This is a genomic window from Actinoallomurus sp. CA-142502 (genome assembly GCF_050936355.1).
Taxonomy (GTDB): domain Bacteria; phylum Actinomycetota; class Actinomycetes; order Streptosporangiales; family Streptosporangiaceae; genus Actinoallomurus; species Actinoallomurus iriomotensis.
Genome location: NZ_JBNJMY010000001.1, coordinates 6,990,468 through 7,006,087, shown reverse-complemented (window position 1 = coordinate 7,006,087; position 15,620 = coordinate 6,990,468). Strand labels below are relative to the sequence as shown.

Sequence of the window (15,620 nt, the reverse complement as noted above, 5' to 3'; positions counted from 1 at the left end):
ACCCCGCTAGTGTCCTGCGCCTGAAATTCGTTGCAGATATCGGGCGAGGGAGTCGAGGATCTCTTCGGCGGTCTTCTTCCACACGAACGGTTTGGGGTTGGTGTTCCACTGAGTGATCCAGGCGCGAACGTCGGCTTCGAGAGCTTGGACGCTCTTGTGGACGCCGCGCCTGGTCAGCTGGTCGGTGAGGTGGCCGAACCAGCGTTCGACCTGGTTGATCCAGGATGAGCCGGTAGGTGTGAAGTGGACGTGGAAGCGGGGATGGCGAGCGAGCCATTCGTGGATGAGCGGTGTTTTGTGGGTGGCGAGGTTGTCGCAGACCAGGTGTACGTCCAGTTCGGCGGGGACGGCCTTGTCGATGGCGACCAGGAACTTCTTGAACTCAGTGGCGCGGTGCTTGCGGTGTAGTTCGGTGATCACCGTTCCATCGGCGATGTTGAAGGCGGCGAACAGGCTGGTGGTGCCGTGCCGGGCGTAGTCGTGGGTGCGACGCTCGGGCATCCCCGGCATCATCGGAAGCACCGGTTGCGACCGATCCAGTGCCTGCATCTGGCTTTTTTCGTCCACGCACAGCACGACCGCTCGCTCTGGCGGGTTGTGATACAGCCCGACCACGTCCACGACCTTCTCCACGAACAACGGATCCGTCGACAGCTTGAACCCATCGACCAGGTGCGGCTTGAGGTCGAACCGCCGCCAGATCCGCCCGATCGTCGATCTGGACAACCCCGTCCGTTCCGCCATCGACGCCCGCGACCAGTGCGTCGCGCCGACCGGTGTCTGCTCCAGCGTCAAGGTGATCACCTCCTCGACCTGATCGAGCAGAATCGAGGGCGGCCGGCCCGGCCGCGGCTCATCGGCCAACCCGGCCAGCCGGTGCTCGATGAAGCGTTTACGCCACTTGCCGACCGTCGCAGCGGACACGCCGGCATCCGCCGCGACCTGCGCGTTCGTTGCCCCATCCGCACACGCCAGTACCACCTTGCATCGCAACGCGAACGCCTGCGTCGACGTCGCCGCCCGTGCTCCACGCACCAACTCCGCCCGTTCGGCATCACTCACCGTCAACGGAGCCTTCGGCCTGCCAGTCCTCGCCACTTGCCAAGCATAGAGTTATTTCACCTAATTAAGGCGCAGGACACTAGGGCCTGTTTCAACGCAACCGGGCCGTCGCGACGCGATATGACAAGCTCGCGCGCCTCGGTGACCAGGTCCCGGCCGTACTTCTCCAGCGCCTCGTACGCCGCCTCGGGTGTGGCGGAGGTGACCCGCTGTGTTCCTTCTCGACCGCGTGGGGCTGGGCGGACTTCAGGGCCTGCCGTGACTTCTCGGTCAGCTTGTCGATGTCCATGTTCGGTCCCCCAGACGTCTCGGACGATGCTGCATGGCCGACTCCAGCGCGGCGATGCGGTCGAGCAGCTCACACACCAGGCCGAGAGAGGCGTAGTTGAGGGGGAAGGCGGACCGCAGCCGGCGGATCCGGCCGACCTCGGCGATCTGGGCGGGCATGAACCACAGGTCCCCGCGGGCGTCCCGTTCGGCCTCGACCAGCTCCAGGGCGACGAGCCGGCGGATCAGGTCGGGATGGGCGCCGCACAGCCGGGCGAAGGAGTCCAGGTCCAGACGCAGTGGCCGCATCAGTGCGTAGGTCATCGCCGCTCCCGGGGATCGAAGGTGGAGACCGCGGCGAGCCGTTCGAACAGCCGCCGCTCCTCGTCGGTCAGGTGCGGGGGCACCACGGTCTGGATCTCGGCGAACAGGTCGCCGGGCGCGCCGCGCTGGTTCGGCAGGCTGCGGCCGCGCAGCCGCGACCGCCGCCCCGACGAGCTGCCGGTCGGGATCTTCACCCTGGCCTCGCCGCCGGGGGTCTCCAGCGGCACGGTCGTGCCCAGAGCCGCCTCCCGCAGCCGCAGGAAGATGGCGCGGCCCTCGACCCGGTACCGCTCGTCGGGCCGGATGGAGACCACCGGGTACAGGTCGCCGGACGGCCCGCCGTCCGTCCCGTGGCCGCCCTGCCCGGCCAGGTGGATCCGCTGCCCGTCGGTGACCCCGGCGGGGATGTTCACCTCCACGGTCCGCGTGCCCTCGGGCCCGGAGATCGTCAGTTGCCGGCGCGTGCCCCGGTAGGCCTCGGCGACCGACAGCTCGACCTGGGCCTCCTGGTCCGCGCCCGGCGTCGGCCCCCAGCCGCCGCCGTACGGCGTCCGCCGGGCGCCCGCGCCGCGGCCGGCGAAGACGTCCCCGAACAGGTCCTCGAAGTCGATCCCGCCGAACCCTCCGGCGGCTCCCGCCCCGGCACGGGCCCGGCCGGCTCCGGTACGGGCGCGCGCCCACGTCTCGGGATCGACGTCCTCGGGGACCCGCCGGAAGTCGGGGCCGAACGCGTCGTAGCGTCTGCGCTGCTCGGGGTCGGACAGCACCGAGTACGCCTCGGAGGCGTCCTTGAACCGCTCCTCGGCCTCGGGAGACTTGTTGACGTCGGGGTGGTACCGGCGGGCGAGCCTTCGGTAGGCGCGCTGGATCTCGTCCTGGCTCGCGGTGCGCGGCCCCCCGAGGCCGGCGTAGAAGTCACGGGGCGGCGCCATCGGACTGCTCCCTGGCGACCACCACCTGCGCCGGCCGCAGCTGCCGCGGCCCCTCGCCGTAGCCGGGCAACGTCACCGCGACGACCGTCCCCTCGGGCGCGCCGGTGCCGGCCAGCGTGCTCACCGCCTCATGCCGGAACGGGTCGAACGGCACGCCGACGTCGTCCTGGCGCGGGTAGCCGAGGCGGGCGATCACGTCACGGGCCTGGTCGAGGACCGCGCGGACGCCCTGGACGACGGCACCGGGTTCGGCGTCGGCGTGTTCGACGGCGCGTTCGAGGTTGTCCAGGACCGGCAGCCATCGCGCGGCGGTACGGGCGCGCTCGGCGTCGCGTTCCTCGTCCAGGGCCCGGACGGTGCGTTTGCGGTAGTTGTCCAGGTCGGCCAGCGCCCGCCGCCACCGGTCCTCCAGCTCCGCGACCTTCGCCGCGATGTCCTCCCCGACCTCTCCGGCGTCCTCCATCGGCCCGGCCGCTTCGGCCGGCGCCTCAGCGGGCGAGACCGCGGGGTCCGGCGGCCAGGTGCGCGGTTCGCGCGGCGGAGGACCGGCCTCGCCGGTGCCGCCGCCTGCCGTCTCATTCATCGGTGGTGAACTCCGCGTCGATCACGTCTTCGCCGCCGCCGGCCGGCGGCGGCTGTCCGGGTCCTGCCGGACCACCGGGCGCGCCCGGCTCTCCGGCGGCGGCGGTGGCGGCCAGGCCGTGGTAGATCTGCTGCAGTTCGGTGGTCAGGGAACGGAGCCGGTCGATCGCGGCCTCTTCCTTGATCGCCTGGCGGGCGTCGTCGATGAGTATCCGCGCCCGCGCCCGCTCGTGTTCGGGCACCCGCTCGCCGAGCTCGCCCAGGCGCCGCTCGACCTGGTAGGCGACCGAGTCCAGGGTGTTGCGGGCGTCGATGGTCTCCTTGATCCGGGCGTCCTCGTTGCTGTGCGCCTCGGCGTCCCGGATCATCCGGTCGATCTCCGAGGGATCGAGGTTGGTGCTCTCACTGATCGTGATCGCCTGCTGGGCGCCGGTGTCCTTGTCCCGCGCCGAGACGTTCAAGATCCCGTTGGCGTCCACGTCGAAGGTCACCTCGATCTGCGGCTCGCCGCGCGGAGCCGGACGGATGTTCTCCAACCGGAACCGGCCCAGCGTCCGGTTGTCCGCCGCGCGCTCCCGCTCGCCCTGCAGCACCACCACGTCCACCGCCGTCTGGTCGTCCTCCGCGGTGGAGAAGGTCTCACTGCGCCGCGCCGGGATCGTGGTGTTGCGGTCGATGGTCCTGGTCATCACCCCGCCCAGGGTCTCCAGGCCCAGCGACAGCGGCGTGACGTCCAGCAGCACGACGTCCTCGACCTCGCCCTTGAGCACCCCGGCCTGGATCGCCGCGCCGATCGCGACCACCTCGTCGGGGTTGACCGTCATGTTCGGCTCCCGGCCGCCGGTCAGCCGCCGTACGAGGGCCTGGACCGCCGGAATCCGCGTCGACCCGCCGACCAGGATCACCTCGTCGATGTCGTCGGACGTGATCTTGGCGTCGCCCATCGACTGCCGCAGCGGCCCCTCACAGCGCGCCAGCAGATCCGCGATCAACTGCTCGAACGTCGAGCGCATCAACGTGGTGTTCAGGTGCTTGGGGCCGGAGGCGTCCGCGGTGACGAACGGCAGATTGATCGTCGTCTGTGTCACCGAGGACAGCTCCACCTTCGCCTTCTCGGCCGCCTCGAACAGCCGCTGCAACGCCTGCGGATCGTCCCGCAGGTCGATCCCGGTGTCGCGCTTGAACTCGTCCGCCAGGTGATCCACGATCCGCCGGTCGAAGTCGTCCCCGCCGAGGTGCCCGTCACCGGACGTGGCCCGGACCTCCACCACGCCGTCCCCGACGTCGAGGATGCTCACGTCGAAGGTCCCGCCGCCCAGGTCGAACACCAGGACCGTCTCGTTGCCCTTCTTGTCCAGCCCGTAGGCGAGTGCGGCGGCGGTCGGCTCGTTGATGATCCGCAGCACCTCCAGCCCCGCGATCCGCCCCGCGTCACGGGTCGCGTGCCGCTGGGCGTCGTTGAAGTACGCCGGGACCGTGATGACCGCCTCGGTCACCCGCTCGCCCAGGAACCTGCCGGCGTCATCGGCCAGCTTCCGCAGGACCAGCGCGGAGATCTCCTCCGGCGCGTACTGCTTGCCCCCCACCTGGAACCGCACCGCGCCGTCCGGCCCCGCGACGACGTCGAACGTCACCGCGGTCAGCTCACTGGCCACCTCGTCGAACCGCCGCCCGATGAACCGCTTGGCCGAATAGATCGTCCCCTTCGGGTTCAGGATCGCCTGACGCCGCGCCAGCTGCCCCACCAGCCGCTCACCCTCGGGCGTGAACGCCACCACCGACGGCGTGGTCCGCGACCCCTCGCTGTTCGGCACCACCGACGCATGGCCCTCCACCATCGCCGCGATCACCGAGTTCGTCGTGCCCAGATCGATCCCCGCGGCCTTCGGCATGGCCCACCTCCGTACTGTCCCCTTTCGGACGACGCTCCTCGCCGTCGGCACCGGCCGCATCCTCAACCTTGGTAGACCGGGTGGCGCCGGTCGCCGCGACGGACGGTTCCCGGGCCGTCGATCGCTTCCGGCCGGGCTTCTCGCTGTTCGTTTGCGCCGCGGAACCTCGGGGGAGGGGCCGTTATAGCGGTCTGGGGACGCTGCCGAACTCCCAAGGAACGGGGCATCGGGATGACTCAGACGGGATATTCATCGTTCGACACCACGCTGCACAAGACGAATCGCATGCTGCGCCAGATCGAAGAGTCGTGCGGCTGGCCGAAGGAGCGCCGGAACCAGTCGTACAACGCCATGCGCGCGGTGCTGCACGCGGTGCGCGACCGCCTGACCGTCGACGAGACGGCCCATTTCGCCGCCCAGTTGCCGCTGCTGGTGCGGGGCGTCTACTACGACGGGTGGAATCCGAGCGAGGTGCCCATGAAGATGCACCGCGAGGAGTTCCTCGACCACATTCGCCGCGAGATGCCGCCGTACGAGGTCGAAGGCGGAGTCGAGAAGCTGGTGAGCTCGGTGACCCAGGCGCTGCGGCTCTACGTCACCGACGGTGAGTGGGAGGGCGTCAAGGCCGAGCTGCCCAAGGACCTGGCGGAGATGCTGCCCTGACGGCCGGCACGGGAAGCCGTGGGCGCTGCTCCAACGCCCTGCGGCGATGGTGCTGTGCGTGGCTCATCACCTGGTCCAGGGATGTCGCGTGCTCGCCGCTCCGTCGGTGGCTTCGCCGCGGGTGAGGATCGGTGAGGGGTGGTGCATGGAGTACTCCGGATTCCTCCAGATCACGCAGAGTGAGGCCGGTGGCGACTCCGCGGAGACGGAACGCGCCGCGCGTGCGGTCCTGACGACCCTGGCCGAACGCCTGTCCCGCGGCAGGGCGCACGACCTGCTCCGGCAGCTCCCCACGGAGATCAAGCCCTGGCTGGACACCGAGCGCTCCGCCGAGCGTTTCGACCACGCCGAATTCCTCCGCCGGGTCGCCGAGCGCGAGGGCGTGGACCCCGAGTCCGCCGAACGCGACGCCCGCGCCGTCTTCGCCGCCCTCGGGCGGGCGGTGAGCGACGACGCGATCGCCGCCGTCGCCGAGGAGCTGCCCCGCGACTTCGAACCGCTGATCACCGAGGCCCGGAGCCGTTTCTCCCAGGTGATGCCCACCGAGCGGTTCGTGGCCGCCGTGGCCGAACGCGCCCGCCTGGACCCGTCGGCGGCCCGCCGTGCGGCCGACGCGGTCCTGGAGGCGCTCGCGCACCGCGTCACCGCGGTGGAGATCGACGATCTGATCCCGCGGCTCCCGTTCGAGCTGCGGGAACCGTTCCGGCGGGGCGGCGGGACGGCGGAGCGGATGACGCTGGACCGCTTCCTCGCGCTCATCGGCGACATCGAGGGCGTCGAACCGTTCGAGGCGAGTGAGCACGCCCGCGCCGTCTTCGCCGTCCTCCGCGAGGCGGTCGGTGACGATGACTACTTCACCCTGACGGCCGGGCTCCCGCCGGACCACAACGTGCTGCTGCCCCCGCCGTGACTCACAGGCGCCGGCGGAGGAACTCCTTGCCCTGCTCCGCGCCCTTGCGGCTCTCGGCCTGGGCACGGCGGAACAGGTCGGCCAGTTCCGAGTCGCCCGACCGGTCGGCGTCGGCGATGTAGGTCTCCAGCCGCAGCGCGTTCTTCAGGCACGTCTCGGTGAACCAGATCAGGTTGTATTCCTTGTCCGGAGTGCCGGTGATCTGCCCGGTCTCCTCGTGTCGCACAGTCATGAGCGCCCCCTGTCGGCTGTTCGTGCGAAGAACCGCGTACTGCTCCACTACCCGGCTTGACCTGGGCATAGTCGAGCCCGAGGCGACAGGCCTCACCCCTCGCCGGGCAGCTCGGACGAGGTGCCGCCGGCCGGCAGCGGCGCGTGCGGATAGTGCAGGTCGAACGCCGGCCGGTCGGACCGGATGCGGGGGATCTCCTGGAAGTTGTGGCGCGGCGGCGGGGACGAGGTGGCCCACTCCAGCGAGTTGCCGTATCCCCAGGGGTCGTCGGCCATGATCTTCGGCGAGTGCCGGGTGGTCCAGTAGACGTTGTAGATGAACACCAGCGTGGACAGGCCGAGCAGGAACGCCCCCGCGCTGGAGACGGCGTTCAGCGTCGTGAACGGGCTCCAGTAGTCGGGCACACGCCGTTGCATGCCGATCGCGCCGAGCCAGTGCTGAACGAGGAACGTCGTGTGGAAGCCGATGAACAGCATCCAGAAGTGGATCTTGCCGAGCCGGTCGTTCAGCATCCGTCCCGTCATCTTCGGCCACCAGAAGTAGAACCCGGCGAACATGGCGAACACCACGGTGCCGAACAGGACGTAGTGGAAGTGCGCGACGACGAAGTAGGAGTCGGTGACGTGGAAGTCCAGCGGGGGAGACGCGAGGATGACGCCGGTCAGGCCGCCGAACAGGAAGGTCACCAGGAACCCGACCGACCACAGCATCGGTGACTCGAACGACAGGTGCCCCCGCCACATCGTGCCGACCCAGTTGAAGAACTTCACACCGGTCGGGATCGCGATGAGGAACGTCATGAAGGAGAAGAAGGGCAGCAGCACCTGCCCGGTGGCGAACATGTGGTGCGCCCAGACCGTGGCGGACAGGCCGGTGATGGCGATCGTCGCGCCGACCATGCCGACGTAGCCGAACAGCGGCTTGCGGGCGAACACCGGGATGATCTCGGTGACGATGCCGAAGAACGGCAGCGCGACGATGTAGACCTCCGGGTGGCCGAAGAACCAGAACAGGTGCTGCCAGATCATCGCCCCGTACGAGCTGGCGTCGAACACGTGCGCGCCGAGCTTGCGGTCGGCCTCTAGGACGAGCAGCGCCGCGGTCAGCACGGGGAACGCCAGGAGCACCAGGATGCCGGTGAACAGGATGTTCCACGTGAAGATCGGCATCCGGAACATCGTCATCCCCGGCGCGCGCATGGCGACGATGGTCGTCATGAAGTTGACCGAGGTCAGGATCGTGCCCAGGCCGGACAGCACCAGGCCCATGATCCACAGGTCCCCGCCCATCCCGGGCGAGTGGACCGAGTCGCTGAGCGGCGTGTAGGCGGTCCAGCCGAAGGCCGCCGCGCCGTTCGGGGTGAACATCGACGCCAGCACCATGAGCCCGCCGAACAGGAACAGCCAGTAGCCGAGGGCGTTCATCCGCGGGAAGGCGACGTCGGGCGCCCCGATCTGCAGCGGCACCAGGAAGTTGGCGAAACCGCCGAACAGCGGGGTCGCGAACAGCAGCAGCATGAGCGTGCCGTGCAGCGTGAACAGGCTGTTGTAGCGGTTCTCGCCGACGAACTGCAGGCCCGGCGCCGCGAGCTCCGCCCTGATGATCATCGCCAGCAGGCCCGCGATGAGGAAGAAGACGAAGGACGTCGTCAGGTACAGATAACCGATCACCTTGTGGTCGGTCGTGCTGAGCACGGAGACGATGCGTCCGCCCTGGGCGTGCCGGGGCCGCGCCGGAGCGATCGGTGGGGTACGCCCCGTAAGTACCATGACGGGTCTCCAGTGCCGTCCGGCATCGCCATCCCCAGCCGTTCCCACTGGGCTTGGCGGCCAACCTCGCCGCGTCGCACCAGGCCAGAGGCTTCGTATCCGGGAGAGCCTGCCCAAGTTTTACCTTGGGCCGTTTGATCTGGTGAGCCTGAAGAGGTGCCCTGGAAGGGGAGGCGCGTCACGCTCCGTGTCCCGGTCCGGCATCCGCGGACGGGGGGAGGACGTCATGAACGAGGCACGCCATCGCAAGGACGACCGGCCGCCCCGCGCACTCGGCTGGACCAGCCTGCGGCTGGGGGCCGCCCAGCTCGCCGCGCCGGGCGCCGTCCGCCGGCTCGCCGGAGTGGACGACTCCGCGTGGGCCCGCCTGCTGGTGCCGCTCGCGGGCGTACGGGAGCTGTGCCACGCGGCCCTGCGGTACTCCCGCTGGGCCGTCCGCGGACCGGCCGGAGGTACGGTCGAATGGGACGCGGAGATCGTCGAGGACCGGTCCGGCGAGGTCGTCGCCTGGCGCTCGTCCCGCGGCGCCGGAGTGACCGGCGGCGGCGAGGTGCGGTTCGCCGACGCGCCGGGCCGCCGGGGGACCGAGGTGCGGGTCCGGCTGCGCTACGAGCCGCCGTACCGCGCGGCCGGGGCGACCGTCGCCCGCCTGCTGGGCGAGCATCCCGAGCAGCGGGTACGCGACGACCTGCGGCGGTTCGAACAGGTGATGGAGACCGGCGAGGTGGTGCGCTCCGAGGGCGCCCCGGAGGGCGCGCATGCGATGCGCCTGCTCCGTCGGCGTCCCGCGCGACCGGTGGCGACAGGAGGTGCGCCGTGAGGGCCAACTGCTGGATGGGCCGGAGTCACGTCGAGGTCCAGGACGTCCCGGATCCGCGGATCCTGAACTCCCGGGACGCGATCGTCCGCATCACCTCCACGGCGATCTGCGGGTCCGATCTCCACCTCTACAACGGCTTCATCCCGACGATGGAGAAGGGCGACGTGCTCGGCCACGAGTTCATGGGAGAGGTGGTCGAGACGGGACCGGACGTCACGGGCCTCAGGGTCGGCGACCGTGTCGTGGTGCCGTTCCCGATCGCCTGCGGCGGCTGTGACGCATGCGAGCACGGCCTGTTCTCGGTCTGTGAGAACTCCAATCCGAACGCCGGCGTGGCGGAGAAGATGATGGGCTACAGCCCGGCGGGCATCTTCGGCTACTCGCACATGCTGGGCGGCTTCCCGGGCGGTCAGGCGGAGTACGCACGGGTGCCGTTCGCCGACGTCGGGCCCATCCGGATCGACGACGGCCTTCCGGACGAGCAGGTGCTCTTCCTGTCCGACATCTTCCCGACCGGCTGGATGGGCGCGGAGATGTGCGACATCACGCCGGGCGATGTCATCGCGGTCTGGGGCGCCGGCCCGGTCGGGCAGTTCGCCATCGCGTCGGCCTTCCTCATGGGCGCCGAGCGGGTGATCGCGATCGATCGCTTCCCTTACCGGCTGAGAAAGGCCGAGAGCTCCGGCGCGGAGGTCCTCGACTACGAGCGGACCGACGTCCGCGAGGCGCTGCGCGACATGACGGCCGGCCGGGGGCCGGACGCGTGCATCGACGCGGTCGGCGTCGAGGCGCACCATCCCGCTCCGCTGATGTACGGGTACGACCGGGCCAAGCAGGCGGCCAGGGTCGAGACCGACCGGCCGTTCGCGCTGCGCGAGGCGATCATGGCCTGCCGCAACGGCGGCGTCGTCGCGGTCGTCGGCGTCTACGGCGGCTTCGTGGACAAGTTCCCGATGGGCTCGCTGATGAACCGGTCGATCACTCTGCGGGGCGCACAGTGCCACGTCCACCGCTACCTGCGCCCGCTGCTGGACCGGATCCGTGCCGGGGACATCGATCCCGCCTTCGTCATCAGCCACCGCATGCGGCTGGAGGACGCCCCGTGCGGCTACGAGATGTTCCGGCAGAAGGAGGACGACTGCCTCAAGGTGGTCCTCACTCCGTAGCGCCCGCACGGGAGGAGCCGACCATGATCATCGATCTGGTGAACACGACGACGGTCAGGATCGAGGAGGCGCTCACCGCGGTACGTCACCGGGTGGGCGGTCCGGCGAGCGGCAAGGTGCTGACGCTCGTGATCGTCACCGACGAGGTGGGCCAGTACGACGCGCTGCGGTTCTCGGCCGAGGCGTCGCGGGACAGCCCCAGCCGCATCCTCGCCGTCATCCGGCGCGGCGGCGAGGAGCCCCGGCTGGACGCGGAGGTCCACGCCGGCGACACCGGCCCCGGTGAGACCGTCCTGATGCGGATGTACGGGTCGCTGGCCCAGCACGCCGAGTCGGCCGTACTGCCCCTGCTGCTGCCCGACACGCCGGTCATCACGTGGTGGCCCGGTGAGGCCCCGAGCCGTCCCGCCGACGAACCTCTCGGTGGCCTCGCCCAGCGGCGTGTCACCGATGTGACCGGCAACGCCGACCCCCTCGACGCGCTGACCCGGCTGGCGCTGGCCTACCGGCCCGGCGACACCGACCTGTCCTGGACCCGGCTCACGCCGTGGCGCTCGCTGCTGGCCACCGGGCTGGACAAGCCGCACGAGGAGATCACCGCGATCTCCGTCGAGGCGGCGACCGGCAACCCCAGCGCCGTGCTCCTCGCCTCCTGGCTGTCCGCGCGGCTGGTGGTGCCGGCCGAGGTGGGCTGGTCCGGCGGGCCCGGCGTGACGTCGGTCGCGCTGGAGACGACGGGTGGACGCCTCTCCGTGACGCGCCCGGACGGGCGGGTGGCGACGCTCAGCCGGCCCGGCCAGCCCCAGCGGCAGGTGGCTCTGCACCGGCGGCCGAAGGCCGAGCTGATCGCCGAGGAACTGCGCCGCCTCGAACCCGACGAGGTCTACCGCGAGGCCCTCGTGGGCTGGCCGGAGAACGTCGCCCTCCGCGTCCCCGCCGGCGTGCCCTGAGCGGCGTCCGGCCGCGCCGGCCGGTGAGACCCACGGCCGCCGATCTCGTCCGAACCACCTGCCGCGCCCGCGCATCCTGGAGAGGGCCGGCCGACGCCGCCCCGGAACTCTCGGTCTCCGGCCTGGTAGCCGAGCGCCCTCGCGGCCCGCACCGACGCGGCGGTGGCCGACCTCGCCGCGCGCCCTGGTGCATCGCGGCCCGGCGGTGTAGGCCGAGCAGCCGGAACGCTGGCTGGACTTCGGGCGACGACGCCGCCGCGACCGCGCGGTCCGCCGGCTGCACGCCTCTTGCGCGGAACCGGCCGCCGACCATGCCGAGGCACGCGCCTGCTCGCCTTCGCGGACGCCATGCTGCGCGAGCTCACCGTCGAGGGCCGGCGATCGTGGAGAACGCCGACGCGCTCGCGGTCTGGTACGCCGCGGAGGGACGCACCTCCGAGCGCGAGACCATCGCGCGGACGCTCGTGGAGTCCAGGTCCGAACCCGCCGCCTCCGCCGGCCGCCTGCGGCCGGCCGCCACGGCCCGTACGGAAGGCGACCCGGACGCCACCTGAACGTCGCGACCGGGGCTCCGGGCAGGCCGAGTAGGAGGCCGCGGGCCGGGTCGTGGGGTCCGCATCGGCGACGAGGCCGGCCGCCTGCGCCGCCACCAGCGCGGCGGCGCGCGCATCGGGTAGCCGGGTCCGGTCCGTCACCAGAAGTCGGTGCAGGCGTCGCGGGGCAGGTCGACCGACCGGCGCGGTGTGTCGCCGCAGGCGCGGAACCGCCACCCCGGGGCGATCTCGTGCGCGCGGCTGGAGAAGGTGGCGCCGGTCGTGGTGAACGGGCCGCACTGGGTCCAGGTCTTGCCGTCGTTGCGCGTCCAGTCCATCCAGACCCGGTCGCCGTACCGAGCATGGGTGATCTGGGCCCAGACCATCTCGTGGCCGTCGATGCTCCGGGTGAGCAGCTGCACCGTGATCGTGTGGTCGCGGCCGTGAACCTGGACGGGCGCGAGCGCCGCCTGGCCGTCCGGCCGGCCCGGCCACGGCCAGTCCTTGCAGGCGGCGAACTGCTGCACCACCGGGACGGGCCGGGAACCGGGCGCCAGCCACCGCCCGACGAGCACACCGGACCCGCCGAAGACCAGCGCGGTCAGCGCGACCAGGGCGGCGATGACCAGCCGGCCGCGGCGGTCGACCCGGCGTAGCGGCACCCGCTCCACGGTCGCCGTGGACGGTCCCGGGGCGGGCGGCCCGGCGGCGGGGTCCGGGGACGGCTCGGGCGGCGGCGGGCAGTCGCCCTGCCGGTGACCGTCGCCGGTGAGGTGGTCCCACAGCGGGCGCAGCCCCGCGGGATCGTCCCCGGCCAGCCGGGACAGCCGCTCGATGACCGTCCACGGCGGGACGATCCGCCCGGACAGATAGCGCGATATCGACGAGTCGCTGGCGTGGACGAGTTGTTCGAGCTCCTTGAGGCTCTTTCCGGTGCGCGCCCGCAGCGTCTGCAGTTCGGCGGCGAGCCGTGGTCCGGCGTCGCAGTCCGCTGATTTCGACGGCTTCGGACCGGGTTCTTCCGCAGGCCGTTTCATTCCAACGAATCCCATCCGTTTGCGCGGCCGAGCGTTGTGACGCCGACGTGGGCTGCCGTCCGGCGTAATTCCCATCCCACGCCATGCGGTACCAATCCCACCACATGCGACGCGCACGTGTGAGGGAACGGGACCAGGGCCGGTCACGAAGTCATGCGCACCGGCCGCGCGAGGCCACCGGCGGTTTCGTCAACCGGCGATGATGGCTCGGCATTGTGGGCATGATCTCGATTCCGTCCGCGTAAAGTCCCCGCGAGTGCACGCACCGTTCGGGGGAAAGGCGCCACCGATGAACGACCCTCTTTCGTCCGGGTCTCGTCCTTTGACCGGCATTGTTCGCGGTACGTCGCCGGTCCCTGATCCGCGACACGGCGCCTAGCCCGGGCCGTGATCGACTCGTTGCGCGGCCTCACTTTCACCGGCCGGGCGGCCGCGCACATGACCCGGATCGCCGGTCCGCTGCGGACCGACGCGCGGTTCCGTCGATGTTTCGTGGCCGACCAGGTCAACGCCGCCGGTACGACCGTGGCGACGGGGGCACTGGCCTTCACCGTCCTCGGCATCGGCGGCGGCGCGAGCGGGATCGCCATGGTGCTGCTGGCCACGATGGCGGCGGGCATCCTCGCGGGCCCGATGGGCGGGGTGGTCGCCGACCGGTTCCCCCGCGCGCTGGTCATCTCCGTCGTCCAGGTCATCATCGGCCTGATCACGGTGGTGGAGGCCACGCTGATCTTCACCGGGCGGGCCGCGGTGTGGAACCTCGCGGCCCTGGCCGGCGCCAACTCCGCCGCGGCGTCGTTCTCCGGGCCCGCGCGTACCGGCCTGGTCGGCGCGATCGTCGCCGGGTCACAGCTGAGCGAGGCGAACGCCCTCAGCCAGTTGGCCCGGCACATCATCCTCACCATCGGCCCGGCGATCGGCGGGGCCGTCGTCGCGATGGCGGGCGCCGGCTACGGGGTGGGCTGCAACGCCATCTCCTTCTTCGTCTCCGCCGCGTTGATGGCGAGGATCCACGCCCCGTGCGCCGACCGGCAGCCGTCCACGATGCGCGCCGACCTGATCGAGGGCTGGACGACGATCCGCACCCGGCGCTGGATCTGGACCTGCCTCATCGGCGCCGGGATGATGATCCCGGCCTGGCACGTGGGCTACGGCATCCTCGGCCCGCCGTACGCCGAGAGCCGCCTGGGCGGCGCGTGGGCGTGGGGACTGATCACCTCCAGCCTCGGCTGCGGCATGGCGCTGGGCGCGGCGGTGTCGCTCATCTGGCGTCCGCGCCTGGCGGGATGGACCAACTGCCTCGGCACGGCCGCACTGGCCCTGCCGGAGCCGCTGATGGCGGCCGGGGCGCCGCTGCCGGCGGTGATGGCCGCGGTCGTCGTGGCGGCGTGCGGGCTGAGCATGTCGGTGGTGGCGTGGCGAACCGCGATCCAGCAGGACGTCCCCTTGGACCAGCAGGGCCGGGTGTCGGCGTTCGCCGAGATCGCCGAGATCGCCCTGACCCCGGTCGGCTATCTTCTGGTCGCGCCCGTCACCGATGCGATCGGCATCCGCGCCACCCTGCTGATGTGCGGGATCATCGTGGCCGTCGCCAGCCTGGCGCCCCTGCTGAGCCGCGACGTACGGACCCTGACCCTCGTGACCGCCGACCCGCCCGCCGTCGAGGAACTCCCGGCCGACCCCGCCCCGGACGGCGCCGCCCCCGACCTGTCCCCACCCCCGGTCGGGCAACCGTCCCCCTGACGGACGGTGACCTGCGTCGCTGGGTGATCAGCCGGTGAGAGCGGTGACGGCGATCGTGATGGCGCGGGGGTTGGCCGGTACGGGGACGCGGTCGACCAGGACCGTGGGCGTGGCGGCGACTCCGCGGCGGCCGGCCGTGAACGTCACGTAGGCGGACCAGTCGAGGTAGGTGCGGCCGACCACACACCGGGCGAACGCCGGATCGGCCAGGCCGACCGAGTCGCCGACGTCGACCAGCTCCTCGTCGGTCAGCCCCGGCCCTCCCTCCGGCGGCTGTGCGGCGAACAGCGCACGGGCGTACGGGACGAACCGGCCGCCGTCCGCCGCGCAGCCGGAGGAGGCCGACGCGCGCGACGAGTAGTGGTCGGTCGACAGGCGATCCAGGAACGCCATCGGGTGGAAGACGACGGTGGCCAGTCCGCTCGCGACCAGACGGTCCAGCGCCGGCCCGGCGGTCTCCTCGAACTGCTTGCAGAACGGACACCGAAAGTCGAGGTAGGCGTCGACGACGACCGGCCCGCCGCCGATGGCGACGCCGTCCCCGTCGGGCGGGGCGCCTCTCGGCACCCGTTCCGGCGCCGGCGCCTGTGGCATCCATGTCGTCATGTGGCTCCCCCCGTCCCGGCAGGAGATGGCCGGCGTCGCGTCTTGAGGTACCGGCCGGCGCCGCCGCCGATGGCCGGCTCCTTGCGGCCGGCACGAGCGGTGGCCGTCCTGACCAGGCCTCACATCCCAGTG

General features: G+C 71.4%; 16 protein-coding genes. 7 read left to right on the top strand and 9 right to left on the bottom strand.

The annotated features are described in order from the left end of the window. Positions 1-6: 6 nt before the first annotated feature. The 5 genes from ACQEV1_RS33045 to dnaK all read right to left on the bottom strand — a co-directional run bounded on the left by ACQEV1_RS33045 (position 7) and on the right by dnaK (position 5,059). Positions 7-1,098, bottom strand: a complete 1,092-nt coding sequence (locus ACQEV1_RS33045; RefSeq protein ID WP_433392269.1) for an IS630 family transposase — start codon at positions 1,096-1,098, stop codon at positions 7-9. A gap of 234 nt (positions 1,099-1,332) precedes the next feature. Beyond that, complete coding sequence (locus tag ACQEV1_RS33040) at positions 1,333-1,653, bottom strand: chaperone modulator CbpM (protein WP_433398823.1); 321 nt, start codon at positions 1,651-1,653, stop codon at positions 1,333-1,335. After that, on the bottom strand, positions 1,650-2,585 hold the full coding sequence (locus ACQEV1_RS33035; protein WP_433398820.1) for a DnaJ C-terminal domain-containing protein: 936 nt from the start codon (positions 2,583-2,585) through the stop codon (positions 1,650-1,652). Before ACQEV1_RS33035 ends, ACQEV1_RS33040 begins: the two co-directional genes overlap by 4 nt. Further along, positions 2,569-3,168, bottom strand: a complete 600-nt coding sequence (locus ACQEV1_RS33030; protein WP_433398818.1) for a nucleotide exchange factor GrpE — start codon at positions 3,166-3,168, stop codon at positions 2,569-2,571. The genes ACQEV1_RS33035 and ACQEV1_RS33030 overlap by 17 nt, the downstream gene beginning before the upstream one ends. After that, positions 3,161-5,059 (bottom strand): molecular chaperone DnaK, encoded by a 1,899-nt coding sequence (dnaK, locus tag ACQEV1_RS33025; protein WP_433398816.1) that lies wholly within the window; start codon positions 5,057-5,059, stop codon positions 3,161-3,163. The genes ACQEV1_RS33030 and dnaK overlap by 8 nt, the downstream gene beginning before the upstream one ends. Positions 5,060-5,290: 231 nt before the next feature. On the opposite strand from dnaK, the gene ACQEV1_RS33020 reads away from it, so the two are divergent. Together ACQEV1_RS33020 and ACQEV1_RS33015 are read left to right on the top strand one after the other, a co-directional pair. Beyond that, complete coding sequence (locus tag ACQEV1_RS33020; protein ID WP_285572539.1) at positions 5,291-5,722, top strand: DUF2267 domain-containing protein; 432 nt, start codon at positions 5,291-5,293, stop codon at positions 5,720-5,722. Between the two features lie 145 nt (positions 5,723-5,867). Then, positions 5,868-6,632, top strand: a complete 765-nt coding sequence (locus tag ACQEV1_RS33015) for a DUF2267 domain-containing protein (protein WP_433398814.1) — start codon at positions 5,868-5,870, stop codon at positions 6,630-6,632. Between the two features lies 1 nt (position 6,633). Here ACQEV1_RS33015 and ACQEV1_RS33010 read toward each other — a convergent pair whose 3' ends face one another. Continuing rightward, complete coding sequence (locus ACQEV1_RS33010; RefSeq protein ID WP_285623419.1) at positions 6,634-6,864, bottom strand: hypothetical protein; 231 nt, start codon at positions 6,862-6,864, stop codon at positions 6,634-6,636. Positions 6,865-6,956: 92 nt separating this feature from the next. Next, positions 6,957-8,633 carry an aa3-type cytochrome oxidase subunit I gene (ctaD, locus tag ACQEV1_RS33005; RefSeq protein ID WP_285623416.1) on the bottom strand — a complete coding sequence of 559 codons (1,677 nt, stop codon included), beginning with the start codon at positions 8,631-8,633 and terminating at the stop codon, positions 6,957-6,959. Positions 8,634-8,859: 226 nt separating this feature from the next. Here ctaD and ACQEV1_RS33000 point away from each other — a divergent pair, with 226 nt between their 5' ends. The 4 genes from ACQEV1_RS33000 (at position 8,860) to ACQEV1_RS32985 (ending at position 12,123) form a co-directional block, all read left to right on the top strand. Continuing rightward, positions 8,860-9,453, top strand: coding sequence for an SRPBCC family protein (locus tag ACQEV1_RS33000; protein WP_433398809.1), 594 nt, complete (start codon positions 8,860-8,862; stop codon positions 9,451-9,453). Then, a complete protein-coding gene (locus ACQEV1_RS32995; protein WP_433398806.1) occupies positions 9,450-10,619 on the top strand; it encodes a zinc-dependent alcohol dehydrogenase in 1,170 nt (389 codons plus the stop codon). The genes ACQEV1_RS33000 and ACQEV1_RS32995 overlap by 4 nt, the downstream gene beginning before the upstream one ends. Before the next feature lie 23 nt (positions 10,620-10,642). Then, positions 10,643-11,569, top strand: a complete 927-nt coding sequence (locus ACQEV1_RS32990) for a glucose-6-phosphate dehydrogenase assembly protein OpcA (RefSeq protein WP_433398803.1) — start codon at positions 10,643-10,645, stop codon at positions 11,567-11,569. A 383-nt stretch (positions 11,570-11,952) separates the two neighbouring features. Then, positions 11,953-12,123, top strand: a complete 171-nt coding sequence (locus ACQEV1_RS32985; protein ID WP_433398800.1) for a hypothetical protein — start codon at positions 11,953-11,955, stop codon at positions 12,121-12,123. Between the two features lie 137 nt (positions 12,124-12,260). Here the strand turns inward: ACQEV1_RS32985 and ACQEV1_RS32980 are convergent, their stop codons facing one another. Beyond that, positions 12,261-13,139 carry a helix-turn-helix domain-containing protein gene (locus ACQEV1_RS32980; RefSeq protein WP_433398797.1) on the bottom strand — a complete coding sequence of 293 codons (879 nt, stop codon included), beginning with the start codon at positions 13,137-13,139 and terminating at the stop codon, positions 12,261-12,263. A gap of 387 nt (positions 13,140-13,526) precedes the next feature. Between ACQEV1_RS32980 and ACQEV1_RS32975 the strand changes: the two genes are divergently transcribed. Continuing rightward, positions 13,527-14,882: an MFS transporter gene (locus tag ACQEV1_RS32975; protein WP_433398794.1), complete on the top strand. Its 1,356-nt coding sequence runs from the start codon at positions 13,527-13,529 to the stop codon at positions 14,880-14,882. Between the two features lie 27 nt (positions 14,883-14,909). Here the strand turns inward: ACQEV1_RS32975 and ACQEV1_RS32970 are convergent, their stop codons facing one another. Continuing rightward, entirely contained in the window at positions 14,910-15,488 is a 579-nt protein-coding gene (locus ACQEV1_RS32970) for a DsbA family protein (protein WP_285623398.1), read from the bottom strand. Positions 15,489-15,620 lie beyond the last annotated feature (132 nt).